Raw genomic sequence first — 13,387 nt, forward strand, 5'->3', positions numbered from 1 at the left:
TCTTAAGCAGCGACAGATCGCTTGATTCCCGCTGATAAGGCCGCGTTAAGCCTCGTTTAAGCCTCTTTACGAACAGAAAGCCCCATCTTCAGAAACGCACGGTGACCTGCAAACCGCCCGCCGGCGATTCGTCGAGCGACACGGCCGCGTGATGCTGGGTGGCGATGCGGCGCACGATCGCGAGCCCCAAACCGCTGCCCGCCACGTCGGTGCGCGCGCGGTCCGCGCCGGCGCCGACACGGTAAAACCGGTCGAACACACGATCGCGCTCGGCCGGTTCGATGCCCGGTCCGCTATCGGCGATCCGCACCACCGGACGCCCGTCTTCGACATGCAGCGAAACATCGACATGCCCGCCCGGCGGCGTGTACTTGGTCGCGTTGTCGACGAGGTTGTTGAACATCACGCCCAGCGCCTCCGCGTCGCCGATCACCGTGGCGGACTCGCTCGCCTCGATGCCGAGATCGACGCCGCGATTCTGCGCGAGCGGCGCGTAAGCCGCCACGCAGTTTCGCAGCAGCGCGCGCAAGTCGATCGTGCTGGTGGCGCCGAGGCCGTCCGGCTCGGAACGCGCGAGCGCCAGCAGTTGCTCCGCGAGGCGCGTGGCGCGCGTGACGCCTGTTTGCAGATCGGCAAGCGCTTCACCGCGGGCGGCATCGTCTTTCGCGCGCGCCACCAGTTGCGCCTGAATCTGCACGGCGGCGAGCGGCGTGCGCAGTTCATGTGCGGCGTCGGCGACGAACGCTTTCTGAATGTCGAGCGCGGTGGCGAGCCGTTCGAGCAGGCCGTTCAACGCGCGCACGAGCGGCTGCACTTCGAGCGGCAAGCGCTGGTCGGGCAAAGCTTCGAGCGCTTCCGGACGGCGCGTGTCGAGCGCGCTCGTCACGCGCCGCAAGGGCCGCAGTCCGCGCCCGACGATCACCCACACCGCCACGCCCAGCAGCGGCAGCAGCACGATCAACGGCCACAGCGTGCGCAGCGCGACGTCGGCCGCGAGCCGGTTGCGCACGGAAAGCGGCTGCGCCAGTTGCACGACGTTATCGCCGACGATCGCGCCGTACACCCGCCACTCGCCGCGTTCCGTACGTTCGGTCGAAAAGCCGAGTTCGGCGCGCGGCGCGAGCGGCGCACGCGGACGCGAGTAATACATCAATACGCCGTTGCGATTCCAGATTTGCAGCACGATGCCTTCGTCGCCGGTATCGCGAGAGCCGAGCACCTGCGAGAACGGTTCCGACGGCAGCGCCGCGGCGATCTGCTCCAACTGGTAATCGAACAGTTCGTTGGCTTCGGCAAGCGCCTGCCGGTAGATCAGCCAACCCGCGATGCCGATGCCGAGCAGCATCAGCGCAAGGAGCCACACCAGCAGTTGATGGCGAATCGACCTCATCGGCTCAGGCGTCCTTCGCGATCATGTAGCCGAGGCCGCGCACGTTGCGGATCAGCTCCGCGCCGAGCTTCTTGCGCAGCGCGTGAATATAGACCTCGACGGTATTGCTGCCGATCTCCTCGCCCCAGCCGTACATCTTCTCCTCGAGCTGGCTCTTGGAGAGCACCGCGCCCGGCCGCGCGAGCAGCGCCTCGAGCAGAGCGAACTCGCGCGCCGACAGCGCGACCGGCGCGCCGTCGAGCGTCACCAGATGCGACGCGGGATCGAGCGTCACGTTGCCGTGACGGATGGTCGAATCGCTGCGGCCCGATTGACGCCGGATCAGCGCGCGCATGCGGGCGCCGAGTTCGTCGAGGTCGAAAGGTTTGACGAGGTAATCGTCCGCGCCGGCGTCGAGCCCTTTGACGCGATCGGCGATCGCGTCGCGCGCGGTGACGATCAGCACCGGAATCGCATGGCCGCGGGCGCGCAGCGTGCGCAGCACGTCCAGTCCGTCGCGCTTGGGCAGGCCGAGGTCGAGCAGCACCAGATCGTAAGGCTGGGCGGCCGCCGCGCTGAGCGCCGCTTCGCCGTCCTCCACCCAATCCACCGCGAAGCCTTCGCCGCGCAGCGCCTTGCGCACGCCCTCGGCGATCATCCGGTCGTCTTCGACTAGCAATATGCGCATGGCCCCAAGGCTCCAAACATTTGATGATGCCGCATTCTAGCCTCCGCTCGCGGCGCGCGCCGCGTGGCGCTTTTTCCACCGCAGCGCGGCGGCATGTCTCTACAATGTGCGCTTTGCGTCGCGCGGCCCGGTTCGCCTACGCGTGCGTTGCGTATGCGGCATGCGTCGAGCCGCCGCCTTTGCATCATCGGGTCGATGCGGCGCTCGCGAACGCGCCACGCAATCGCTGCACGAACGAATCGCGCGCTGCGTCGGCATTCACACGCTCGCTTGTTTGCCCCACGTGCCACACGTGCCCCACGCCCTGAAATCTTGCCTGCCCGCCCGTCCATGACGCTCGCTTCGTTGTCTTTTCTTGTCCGCGACGTGCTGCCGCGGTTATTCGCTTCGTCCGCTTTTGTGAACGCCAAGCCCCGCCGGTTCGCGCCGCGCACCGCAGCCCTGCTGCTTGTCTGCGCCGCGCTCGGCTGCGGCGGCGCGGCGCTGCCGCTTGCCGCCGAGGCTCGCGTCAAGGCCGCGCATCCGCGCGTCAACGTCACCACGGTGTTGCCGCCGCAGGTCATGGCCGGCTTGCAGCGCGCCCACGTGCCCTTGTCGTCGATCAGCGTGGTGGTGGAAAAAATCGGCGACCGCACGCCGATCGTCGCGCTCAACGCCGGCAAGCCGATGATGCCCGCCTCGACGATGAAGCTCGTCACCACTTACGCCGGCCTGTCGATTCTCGGCGCGGACTATCGCTGGCGCACGAACGCCTACGCGGACGGCAGCGTCGACGCCAACGGCGTGCTGCACGGCAATCTGTACATCCAGGGCACGGGCGACCCGAAGCTGGTGCCGGAAGAACTGATCGACCTCGTGCAGAAGATCCGCAAGGCGGGCATCACCGGCATCGACGGCGCGCTGGTGCTCGACAAGCGCTACTTCGATCCGTCCACGCGCGACCTGCCGCCCTTCGACGACGACGCCAGCGCGCCGTACAACGTCGGCCCCGATCCGCTGCTCTACGCGTTCAAGTCGCTGTCGTTCACGCTGACGCCTTCGTCCGACGGCAGCGTCGCGATCGACGTGCTGCCGGCGCTCGCGCAGTTGCAGATCGACAATCAGATGCGCGCGGTCAACGGCCCATGCCGCGGCGACGCGGCTTCGGTGTCGCCGTCCGTCGCGCCGCAAGCCAACGGCACGGTCATCGCGTCGTTCACCGGCGACTACTCGGTGCGCTGCGGCCCGCGCACTCTCAACGTCGCGGTGCTCGATCACTCCGCGTTTTTCGCGGGCGGCTTCCTCGCGCTCTGGCAGCAAAGCGGCGGCACCTTCAGCGGCGCGACGCGCGAGGGCGCGGTGCCGCTCGGCGCGCGCCTCGTCGCCATGCATCAGGGGCCGGTGCTCTCCGATATCGTTCGCGACATCAACAAGTTCAGCAACAACACGATGGCGCGCAACCTGTTCCTGACGATCGGCGCGGCCGAGGAAAAGCCGCCCGCCACGCCCGCCAAATCGGCGCGCGCGATCGAGGCGTTTCTGCGCCGCGACAGCGTCGACATGGAATACCTGACGCTCGACAACGGCTCGGGCCTCTCGCGCGACGAGCACATCACCGCGCTCGCGCTCGCCGATCTGCTGCAGCGGGCCAACGCGAGCCCGGTCGCCCAGGTGTTCGTGGAGTCGCTGCCGATCGCGGGCGTCGACGGCACGATGCGCAACCGCTTGACCAACCGGGGCGCGGGCGGCAACGCGCACATCAAGACCGGCACCTTGCGCGACGTGCGCGCGATCGCGGGCTATGTGGCCTCGGCGGACGGCAACAGCTACGTGGTGGTCAGCCTCATCAACGATCCGCATTCGGAAGCGGCGCGCGCCGCGCACGACGCGTTGCTCGAGTGGGTGTACCAGGGACCGGAACAGGGCGCGAGGCAAGTCGCGGCGCCCGTCACCGAACCGCGCGCTAAATCGGCCGGCGCGGCGGACGGCAAACCCAGGAAAAACCCGCGCAAACGCGGCGCCCATTGAGGATTCCTTCTAGCGAAGCCGCGCGCGCCCATGCCCTAAGCGTGTACGCTGTCGGGCAGTGTTCGAGGGGCGCGTAAAACACCCAGCGCGGCGCGCGAGCCGCGCAGCCGCCACGGTAGCGAGGGCTCCTCAAACGATAACGACACCAACCGCCGCGGCACACGCGGCGCTCAGGGACCACGGAGGAAGACACGATGCAATTCGATGCCGAATTGCTGCTGCTCGCCATGGCGCCGGTCTTTCTCGCATGCATCGGCTGGGAGGCGTGGCATGTGCGGCGCACGCGCCCCGGCGCGCGGCTCTATAGCTGGCCCGACACGCTCTGCAACGCCGCGCTCGCGCTGATGCAGCAAGCCGCCGACAAACTCGCGTGGCTCGCCATCATTCCCGTCTACGCGTTTGTCCACGACCACTACCGCGTCCACACCTGGCAGGCGAGCTGGGTGTCGTTCGCCGTGCTGTTCGTCGCGCAAGACCTGCTCTACTACGTGTTCCATCGTTGCAGTCATCGCGTGCGCTGGCTGTGGGCCGCGCACGTCGTGCATCACTCGTCGGAGCGGATGAATTTTTCCACCGCGTTCCGTCAGAGCCTGATGTATCCGGTCGCCGGCATGTGGCTGTTCTGGATTCCGCTCGCCGTGCTCGGCTGTGCGCCGACGCAGATCGTCGCCATCGTGTTGATCAATCTCGGCTTCCAGTTTTTCGTGCATACGCAGGCGATCGGCAAATTCGGCGGCAAGCTCCGCTGGCTCGAATACGTGTTCAACACGCCGTCGATTCATCGCGTACATCACGCGCGCAACGATCGTTATATCGACCGCAATTACGCCGGCGTGCTGGTGATCTGGGACCGGCTATTCGGCAGCTATGTCGAGGAAGATTCGCGCGAGGCGCCGGTGTACGGCATCGTCGAACCGCTTCACACGTATAACCCGCTCAAGGCGACGTTTCACGAATGGGCATCGATGGCCGCGGACTTCGCGAGCGTGCGCGGCTGGCGCAACAAGCTGCGCGCGCTGTTCGCGCCGCCCGCGTGGGCCGCGGATTATCACGCGCGCCGCGCCGCGGACCCGGCGCCCACGACCCTGGATACGACGATGAACGAACGCAATACGGCCGCGTTTCAAACGACGCGCAGACCGTAGAAGATTCTGTAAGCTGTCGTCACGCCGCCGACGCGGCGGGCGCTGCCTGCAACACATGGCATAGGGCCAGACATACGAGGAGATGAAGTCAAAATGAATCAAACAGCATCGAGGAAACAGCGGTGGTCGCGCGTCACGAAAGTCACGCTGGCCAGCACGGCGTTTGCGCTGCTTGCGGCGTGCGGCGGCGGCGATGACAACAACAATTCAAGCAGCACGCCTGCGGGCGGCGTGAAGTTGCAGATCGTGTCGTTCGGCGACAGCTTGTCGGACGTCGGCACCTATGCGCCGGTGATCCAGGGCAGCTTCGGCGGCGGCCGCTTCACGACCAATCCCGGTGAGGTGTGGACGCAGAAAGTTGCCGAATACTATGGCGACACGTTGTCCGCCGCGGCACTCGGCGGCTTTGGTCAACCGCTCGTGAACACCTCCGGCTATGGCTACGCGCAAGGCGGCGCGCGCGTGGTGGACCCGAACGGTCCGGGGCACGCGGCGGCCGGACAACCGAGCTATGCGCAAGCCACCACCGTGCCGGTCGTCACGCAGGTGCAAAACTATCTGTCCGCTCACGGCAGCTTCAATTCGAATCAATTGGTGCTCGTGAACGGCGGCGCCAACGACATTTTCGTGCAACTCTCCGCGCTCACGGCCGCGATTCAGACCGACATCGCCGGCGGCATGGACGCGCAAACTGCGGTACTGAAGGAAACGCAAAACACGCTGGTGCCGGTGGCCGTCGCGCTGGCGCAGCAGGTCGGCGTGATTCTGCAGAACGGCGCAACGCACGTGGTGGTGGCGAACGTTCCGGACATCGGCAGCACGCCGCTCGCGCAGTCGTTGATCCCGACGTCGGGGCCGCTCGCGCCGACGTTGTTGTCCGGGATCACGAAGGTGTATAACGCCGCGTTCTTCGGTGCGTTACAGCAGGCCGGCATCTACAGCAAGGTCATTCCTATCGACGCTTACACATGGCAAGACACGCTGATGGCCAACGCATCGGCCAGCGGTTTTACCGTGACGAACACGGGCACGGCGTGTAATTTGACCGCGATGGCGGCGGCCGCCGCGCAGTACGGCGTACCCAATCCGTCGGCGTATGCGTCGTCGCTGTTCTGCTCGCCGCAAACCTACACGGTCGCGGGCGCGGATCAGACTTACATGTTTGCCGATACGGTGCATCCGACGACGCACGTGCATGCGCTGTTCGCACAGTACGTGCAGCAGCAGATCGCGGCTAGTGGGCTTGGCAAGTGAGGTGATTCAGGGCGCCGTGTGACGGCGTTGGTTTTTTATTCCGCGAACGCCTGGCTGATTTCAAGCCAGGCGTTTTTCATGGTGTGCGCGAATAAAACGCCGGGGCCTACCCTTGCGCTTCAAACGCAGCCGCGGCGCGGCCAAGCCGGTCATTGACGGCGATCCACTCGATCGTGTCCGGCAGCTTCTCGATGAGAATCCGCGCTACGTTCGCCCGATCCAACGCTCGCAGCAAACCGTACAACTCGCGCGCGTAAACGTGCGGATCCTCAGGCGCGGCAACGAAATGCACGCCTTCGGCGTCAGCCCAGCGTCCGGCACGCGAAGCGCGCGCCACCAACGCGACACGTTCGTCGGCTCGATCCGCATGACGCGCGGCAAGCAACGGCTCGATCGCCTCGAAAGGCAGCAGCGCCAACGGCGTGCGCGGCGCATAGTGCGCTTTCAGCGTACCCGAGGCGCGCGGCGCGGTCGCGTCGGAGCCATCCGGCAGGCGCGGCGCCTCGCCGAGCACGTCGGCGATATCTTGCGGCGTCACCCGCCCCGGTCGCAACAACGCGGGAAAGCCGCGCGACAGGTCCACGATCGTCGACTCGATGCCGACATCCGACGCGCCGCCATCCAGCACATGAATCGTGCCGCCGAACTCGTCGCGCACATGTTGCGCGGTGGTCGGGCTCACATGCCCGAACCGGTTCGCCGATGGCGCCGCCACCCCGCCATGTCCGTCGCGCAACGCGCTGAACGCCTCCAGCAAGGCCTGCGCCACGGGATGCGACGGACAGCGCAGCCCCACCGAATCCTGCCCGCCGCTCACCGCCGGATTGATACGCGCGGCACGCTTCAGAATCAACGTGAGCGGACCCGGCCAGAACGCGTCGATCAAACGCTGCGCCTCGGCCGGCAGATACTCGACCCAATAATTCGGATCGCCTTGCGGCGCGAGATGCACGATCACCGGATGATTCGCCGGCCGGCCCTTCGCCGCGTAAATACGCGCGACCGCGTCCGGGTTCTCGGCGTCGCCGCCGAGTCCGTACACGGTCTCCGTGGGGAAGGCGACGAGACCGCCCGCGTCGAGCAGCGCCGCGGCATGCTCGATCTGCGCGGCGGTGACGGGCAACGCGTTCGCCGCGCCCTCGGCCGGTTTCTGTTGATCGGGCATGGCGCGCGTCAGCTCGTTGCGATATGCAGAAGCCGCGCGCAATCGCGCGCCGCCGTGCGGGCTTCTTCGAGCGTCGCCGCCGTGAAGTTCACGTGACCCATCTTGCGGCCGCAACGCGCCTCTTCCTTGCCGTACAGATGCAGACGCGCCGCCGGCATCGCGGCGACCTCGTGCCATGGCGGCGTGGCCGCCGCGCGCTTCGGGCCGTCCGGAAACCACACGTCGCCGAGAATGTTCAGCATCACCGCCGGCGAATGCTGACGCGTGTCGCCGAGCGGCATGCCGGTCATCGCGCGCACCTGCTGCTCGAACTGGCTGGTCGCGCAGGCGTCGACGGTGTAATGGCCGGAGTTGTGCGGACGCGGCGCCATTTCGTTGGCGACGAGCGAACCGTCTTCGAGAATGAAGAATTCGACGCACAGCACGCCCACATAGCCGAGCTTGTCGGCGATTTGCAGCGCGGCCTGCTGCGCTTGCGCGACGAGCGTCGCGCTGGCATCCGGCGCGGGCACGATGGTGTGCGACAGCACGCCGTCGCGATGCGTGTTCTGCGCGAGCGGATAGACCGCCGACGCGCCGCTCGACGCGCGCACGATCAGCGCGGACACCTCGAACTTCAGCGGCAAGCGCTTTTCCAGCACGCACGGCACGCCGCCGAGCGACGCATGCGCCTCGCGCACTTCGTCGGCATTGCGCACGCGAATCTGGCCCTTGCCGTCGTAGCCCATGCGAGCCGTCTTGAGGATGCCCGGCAGCACGGCTTCAAGCTTGGCGTCGTCGAGCGCGGCCAGCGCGTCCGACGATTCGATCACCACATGCGGCGCCACCGTCACGCCCGACGACGCGATAAAGCGCTTCTCGGCGATGCGGTCCTGCGCCACCGCCACGCAACGGCCGGCCGGGCTGACGAACGTGGTTCGCGCGAGGAAATCGAGGCTCGCGGCCGGCACGTTCTCGAATTCGGTCGACACCGCGGCGCACAGCCGCGCGAGTTCGGTCAGCGACGCTTCGTCGTCGTAAGCCGCGCGCAAGTGGCGGTCGGCGACCGCGCCCGCCGGGCTGTTTTCGTCGGGGTCCAGCACGGCGACGCGATAGCCCATCGCCTGGGCGGCAAAGCAGAACATGCGGCCGAGCTGGCCGCCACCGACCATGCCAAGCCATGCGCCGGGCAGAATCGGTGAAACCGGTGTGTTGTCTGGGTTCATCTTAGTGGTCGGTCGCGGCTGGCGCTTCAGCAGTCAAACTGCACGCCGGCCGGGGGTCAGACAGGGGGACGTCTAAAACAATCGCCTTCGCGCTTACAGCGCAGGCAGCACCATGGCGTGAGCCGCCTCGTTCTGGCGCACACGGAACGCCGCCAGTTTCTCCGCGTACTCCGCGCTCGTGCCGCTCAAAATCGACACCGCGAACAGCGCCGCATTCGCCGCGCCCGCTTCGCCGATCGCAAACGTGGCGACCGGCACGCCCTTGGGCATCTGCACGATCGAATGCAGCGAGTCGACGCCCTTCAGATACTTGCTCGCCACCGGCACGCCGAGCACCGGCACCGTGGTCTTGGCGGCCAGCATGCCCGGCAGATGCGCCGCGCCGCCCGCGCCCGCGATGATCGCGCGGATGCCGCGCTCGCGCGCCCTCTCGGCGTAGGCGAACATCTCGTCGGGCATGCGGTGTGCGGAGACGACCTTCGCTTCGTACGGCACGCCGAATTGCTGGAGAATCGCCACGGCGTTTCTCATCACTTCCCAGTCGGAACTGGACCCCATCAGCACGCCGACGACTGGCGCGGCATGCGTGTGGGCAGTCTGGACTTCACTCATGTTGCGGCTTCCTTGTTTCTTGAGAGCGCCCCGGACCTGTCGCTGCGCGCCTGGCCTTCAGGGGACTTCCTGCCGGAGCGAAAACCTGGGGCGGCCCGGCGTTTTCCCGCGCGGCGCGGTCCACCCAGGCGCGCGTAATCAGGCCAGCTTGTGACCGGTCAGGCGTTCGAGCGCTTCCTGATACTTCTCGCCCGTCTTCGTCACCACGTCGTCGGGCAGCTTCGGCGCCGGCGGTTCTTTTTTCCACGACTGCGTTTCGAGCCAGTCGCGTACGAACTGCTTGTCGAACGAAGGCGGATTGGTACCGACCTGATACTGGTCAGCCGGCCAGAAACGCGACGAATCGGCGGTGAGCGCCTCGTCCATCAGGTATAGCTTGCCGTGATTGTCCAGACCGAATTCGAACTTCGTGTCCGCGATGATGATGCCGCGCGTGGCCGCGTAATCAGCGGCTTCCTTGTACAGCTTGATCGAGATGTCGCGGATCGTGGCCGACAGTTCCGTGCCGATGCGGCGCTCCATCTCGTTGTAGGTGATGTTTTCGTCGTGGTGGCCCATCTCGGCCTTGGCCGCCGGCGTGAAGATCGGCTCAGGCAGCTTCTGCGCGTTCTGCAGCCCGGGCGGCAATTCCACGCCGCACACCGAGCCGGTGGCCTGGTAGTCTTTCCAGCCGCTGCCGGCCAGATAGCCGCGCACGACTGCCTCGACGAGAATCGGCTCGAGGCGCTTCACGACGACCGCCCGGCCCTTGACCTGCTCGACTTCGTCCGCGGCCACGACGGATTCGGGCGCCACACCCGTCAGATGATTCGGCACCACGTGCTTCAGCTTCTCGAACCAGAAGTTCGCCATTTCGTTGAGCACGCGGCCCTTGTTCGGAATCGGCTCGCCCATGATGACGTCGAACGCCGACAGACGGTCGGTCGTGACGATCAGCAACTGGTCGTTGCCCACCGCATAGTTGTCGCGGACTTTACCGCGGCCGAGCAGCGGCAGCGAGTGGAGCGTGGATTCGTAAAGGGTAGACATCGTCGTGGTTCGCTAAAAGTGAGGCAAAAAAGTGTGAGCGGAACAAAAGGGAAACGCCGTTCCCCGGATGATGCGGGAACGGCGATCTAACGACAACCTGGCCAAACGGCCAGGCGCAGAGCCAAAGCTTGACCCCGATGCAGCTTAACGGACGACTTGCGCCAGCTCGCCCGACTTGTACTTCTCCGCGATTTTATCAAGCGAAACCGGCTTGATCTTGCCGGCCTGGCCTTCGCAGCCGAACTGCGTGTAGCGCTCGATACAGATCTTCATCGCGGCTTCGCGCGCCGGCTTCAGATAATCGCGCGGATCGAACTTGCCCGGATTGGTCGCCATGTAGCGGCGGATCGCGCCGGTGATCGCGAGGCGCAAGTCGGTGTCGATGTTGATCTTGCGCACGCCGTTCTTGATGCCTTCCTGGATTTCCTCGACCGGCACGCCGTAGGTTTCCTTCATGTCGCCGCCGAATTCGCGGATTTCCGCGAGCAGTTCCTGCGGCACCGACGACGAACCGTGCATCACCAGATGGGTGTTCGGAATGCGCTGGTGAATTTCCTTGATGCGCTGGATCGACAGGATGTCGCCCGTGGGCTTCTTGCTGAACTTGTACGCGCCGTGCGAGGTGCCGATCGCGATCGCGAGCGCGTCGCATTGCGTCAGCTTGACGAAGTCGGCGGCCTGTTCGGGATCAGTCAGCAGTTGCTCGCGGGTCATCGTGCCTTCCGCGCCGTGGCCGTCTTCCTTGTCGCCCTTCATGGTTTCCAGCGAGCCCAGCACGCCCAGCTCCGCTTCCACGGTGATGCCGATCGAATGCGCCGCTTCCACCACCTTGCGCGACACCTCGACGTTGTATTCGTAGGAAGCGACCGTCTTGCCGTCGGCTTCGAGCGAACCGTCCATCATCACGCTGGTAAAACCGCTGCGGATCGCCGCCATGCAGACCGCCGGCGACTGCCCGTGGTCCTGGTGCATCACGACGGGGATGTGCGGATAGGACTCGACCGCCGCTTCGATCAGGTGGCGCAGGAACGCCTCGCCCGCGTACTTACGCGCACCGGCGGAAGCCTGCATGATGACCGGTGCGTTGACCTTGTCGGCCGCCGCCATGATCGCCTGCACCTGCTCCAGGTTGTTCACGTTGAATGCCGGAAGGCCGTAGCCGTTTTCAGCGGCATGGTCCAGCAGTTGACGCATTGATACGAGAGGCATGCTGTAACTCCTTAGATTGAAACGAATTCTTATGCCGTCGGCATCTTTTGGGCGATTCGATCGCGAAGCAAGCTGCGCACCCTTTCGGTCGGTCGGCGCAGTTCGCGCAGCCTGGAAAGCGCGCGGCGCATCTACCTTCGCCCAAGCGCGCTGTTCGAGTCTGTGCGCCGCCTCTCGCGGGGCATGACAGCCTGCTTCGCTCGATCAAGCCTGTGCCGATCGAGCAGTCTGCTACTCGTCGCAGCGAATCAATACGGTTCGCCGACCCGCACGATCTTCAGCGTATTCGTGCCGCCGGCCTGGCCCATCGGCTCGCCGACGGTCAGCACCACCATGTCGCCGCGCGACGCGTAGCCCTTGCTCACCACGGTTTCCAGCGCCTGTTGCAACGCCGTGTCGCGGTCGGTGTTGGTGTCCAGATGCAGCGAGGTCACGTTGCGGTACAGCGCCATCGCGCGTTCGCTGCCGACGCGCGGCGTGAGCGCGAAAATCGGCACGTGCGTCCAGTGACGCGACATCCACAGCGCGGTCGAACCGGATTCGGTCAACGCCACGATCGCCTTCGCGCCCAGGTGATACGCGGTAAAGAGCGCGCCCATCGCGATGGACTGGTCGATGCGCGTGAACGTTCGATTGAGGAAGTCCTTGTCCAGCTCCGACTGTTCGGACTTTTCGGCTTCGATACAGATCGCCGCCATCGTCTCGATGGTTTGCACCGGGTACTTGCCCGCCGCCGATTCCGCCGACAGCATCACCGCGTCGGTGCCGTCGAGCACGGCGTTGGCCACGTCCGACACTTCGGCGCGGGTCGGCACCGGCGCGTTGACCATCGACTCCATCATCTGCGTGGCGGTGATCACGAATTTGTTCGATTCGCGCGCCATCCGGATCATGCGCTTTTGTAGCGCGGGAACCGCGGCATTGCCCACTTCCACGGCCAGATCGCCGCGCGCGACCATGATGCCGTCCGACGCGTCGAGGATGCCTTGCAGCGCCGGAATCGCTTCCGCGCGCTCGATCTTGGCGATCATCTTCGGCTTGATGCCGTACGGCGCGCCGGCGATGTTCGCCAGTTGGCGGGCCATTTCCATGTCCGTGGCGTTCTTCGGGAACGATACCGCGACAAAATCCACGCCGAGCGACATCGCCGTCCGGATGTCCTCCATGTCTTTCGCGGTCAGCGCGGGCGCCGTCAGACCGCCGCCCTGGCGGTTGATGCCCTTGTTGTTCGACAGATCGCCGCCGATCTTGACGGTGGTGTGAATCTCGTTGCCGAGCACGCGGACCACGTTCAGCACGATCAGGCCGTCGTTGAGCAACAGCACGTCGCCCGGCTTCAGGTCGCGCGGCAGATCCTTGTAGTCGAGACCGGCGCGTTCCTGGTTGCCGAGTTCACAGTCGGCGTCGAGAATGAACGGCTCGCCGGCGACCAGCGCGACCTTGCCGTTTTCGAATTTGCCCACGCGGATCTTCGGGCCTTGCAGGTCCGCCATGATGGCGACTTCGCGGCCGGCCTGACGGGCCGCCTCGCGCACGAATTCGGCGCGCTGGCGGTGGTCGTCGGCGGTGCCGTGCGAGAAATTGAGCCGCACCACGTCGGCTCCTGCCTGAATCATTTGCAGGAGGATTTCCGGCGTGCTGGAAGCCGGTCCGATGGTGGCGACAATCTTGGTGGCGCGATGCATGAGTCTCCTCGTCTGGGTG

Annotated in this window: 11 protein-coding genes; 3 read left to right on the top strand and 8 right to left on the bottom strand. The window is 65.9% G+C overall.

Features of this window, described 5'->3' with window-relative positions:
* Positions 1–88: 88 nt before the first annotated feature.
* A complete protein-coding gene (locus ACOCG7_RS27455; protein ID WP_073429022.1) occupies positions 89–1,390 on the bottom strand; it encodes an ATP-binding protein in 1,302 nt (433 codons plus the stop codon).
* Between the two features lie 4 nt (positions 1,391–1,394).
* Positions 1,395–2,057 (bottom strand): response regulator, encoded by a 663-nt coding sequence (locus ACOCG7_RS27460; protein WP_073429023.1) that lies wholly within the window; start codon positions 2,055–2,057, stop codon positions 1,395–1,397.
* Positions 2,058–2,387: 330 nt separating this feature from the next.
* Between ACOCG7_RS27460 and dacB the strand changes: the two genes are divergently transcribed.
* From dacB to ACOCG7_RS27475, 3 genes are all read left to right on the top strand, one after another.
* Positions 2,388–4,064, top strand: a complete 1,677-nt coding sequence (gene dacB / locus ACOCG7_RS27465) for a D-alanyl-D-alanine carboxypeptidase/D-alanyl-D-alanine endopeptidase (RefSeq protein WP_114163154.1) — start codon at positions 2,388–2,390, stop codon at positions 4,062–4,064.
* Positions 4,065–4,258: 194 nt separating this feature from the next.
* Complete coding sequence (locus ACOCG7_RS27470) at positions 4,259–5,209, top strand: sterol desaturase family protein (protein ID WP_114163155.1); 951 nt, start codon at positions 4,259–4,261, stop codon at positions 5,207–5,209.
* A 93-nt stretch (positions 5,210–5,302) separates the two neighbouring features.
* Positions 5,303–6,463, top strand: a complete 1,161-nt coding sequence (locus ACOCG7_RS27475; RefSeq protein ID WP_073429026.1) for an SGNH/GDSL hydrolase family protein — start codon at positions 5,303–5,305, stop codon at positions 6,461–6,463.
* A gap of 106 nt (positions 6,464–6,569) precedes the next feature.
* On the opposite strand, the gene ACOCG7_RS27480 is transcribed toward ACOCG7_RS27475, so the two are convergent.
* The 6 genes from ACOCG7_RS27480 to pyk all read right to left on the bottom strand — a co-directional run bounded on the left by ACOCG7_RS27480 (position 6,570) and on the right by pyk (position 13,368).
* Entirely contained in the window at positions 6,570–7,628 is a 1,059-nt protein-coding gene (locus ACOCG7_RS27480) for an L-threonylcarbamoyladenylate synthase (protein ID WP_083083239.1), read from the bottom strand.
* An 8-nt stretch (positions 7,629–7,636) separates the two neighbouring features.
* Complete coding sequence (locus ACOCG7_RS27485) at positions 7,637–8,833, bottom strand: 5-(carboxyamino)imidazole ribonucleotide synthase (RefSeq protein WP_073429028.1); 1,197 nt, start codon at positions 8,831–8,833, stop codon at positions 7,637–7,639.
* A 93-nt stretch (positions 8,834–8,926) separates the two neighbouring features.
* Positions 8,927–9,445: a 5-(carboxyamino)imidazole ribonucleotide mutase gene (gene purE, locus ACOCG7_RS27490; RefSeq protein WP_083083238.1), complete on the bottom strand. Its 519-nt coding sequence runs from the start codon at positions 9,443–9,445 to the stop codon at positions 8,927–8,929.
* A 138-nt stretch (positions 9,446–9,583) separates the two neighbouring features.
* Positions 9,584–10,474 carry a phosphoribosylaminoimidazolesuccinocarboxamide synthase gene (locus tag ACOCG7_RS27495; RefSeq protein WP_073429030.1) on the bottom strand — a complete coding sequence of 297 codons (891 nt, stop codon included), beginning with the start codon at positions 10,472–10,474 and terminating at the stop codon, positions 9,584–9,586.
* Between the two features lie 144 nt (positions 10,475–10,618).
* Positions 10,619–11,683: a class II fructose-bisphosphate aldolase gene (fba, locus tag ACOCG7_RS27500; protein ID WP_083083237.1), complete on the bottom strand. Its 1,065-nt coding sequence runs from the start codon at positions 11,681–11,683 to the stop codon at positions 10,619–10,621.
* A gap of 248 nt (positions 11,684–11,931) precedes the next feature.
* The gene (pyk, locus tag ACOCG7_RS27505; protein WP_073429032.1) at positions 11,932–13,368 is read right to left on the bottom strand and encodes a pyruvate kinase; all 1,437 of its coding nucleotides are present in this window, start codon (positions 13,366–13,368) and stop codon (positions 11,932–11,934) included.
* Positions 13,369–13,387 lie beyond the last annotated feature (19 nt).

Source organism: Paraburkholderia sp. DD10, assembly GCF_049177125.1.
GTDB classification, from domain to species: domain Bacteria; phylum Pseudomonadota; class Gammaproteobacteria; order Burkholderiales; family Burkholderiaceae; genus Paraburkholderia; species Paraburkholderia terricola.

Coding starts and splice junctions, on each gene's coding strand:
- ACOCG7_RS27455 (WP_073429022.1), bottom strand. CDS start 1,390: ATGAGGTCGATTCGCCATCAACTGCTGGTGTGGCTCCTTGCGCTGATG.
- ACOCG7_RS27460 (WP_073429023.1), bottom strand. CDS start 2,057: ATGCGCATATTGCTAGTCGAAGACGACCGGATGATCGCCGAGGGCGTG.
- dacB (WP_114163154.1), top strand. CDS start 2,388: ATGACGCTCGCTTCGTTGTCTTTTCTTGTCCGCGACGTGCTGCCGCGG.
- ACOCG7_RS27470 (WP_114163155.1), top strand. CDS start 4,259: ATGCAATTCGATGCCGAATTGCTGCTGCTCGCCATGGCGCCGGTCTTT.
- ACOCG7_RS27475 (WP_073429026.1), top strand. CDS start 5,303: ATGAATCAAACAGCATCGAGGAAACAGCGGTGGTCGCGCGTCACGAAA.
- ACOCG7_RS27480 (WP_083083239.1), bottom strand. CDS start 7,628: ATGCCCGATCAACAGAAACCGGCCGAGGGCGCGGCGAACGCGTTGCCC.
- ACOCG7_RS27485 (WP_073429028.1), bottom strand. CDS start 8,833: ATGAACCCAGACAACACACCGGTTTCACCGATTCTGCCCGGCGCATGG.
- purE (WP_083083238.1), bottom strand. CDS start 9,445: ATGAGTGAAGTCCAGACTGCCCACACGCATGCCGCGCCAGTCGTCGGC.
- ACOCG7_RS27495 (WP_073429030.1), bottom strand. CDS start 10,474: ATGTCTACCCTTTACGAATCCACGCTCCACTCGCTGCCGCTGCTCGGC.
- fba (WP_083083237.1), bottom strand. CDS start 11,683: ATGCCTCTCGTATCAATGCGTCAACTGCTGGACCATGCCGCTGAAAAC.
- pyk (WP_073429032.1), bottom strand. CDS start 13,368: ATGCATCGCGCCACCAAGATTGTCGCCACCATCGGACCGGCTTCCAGC.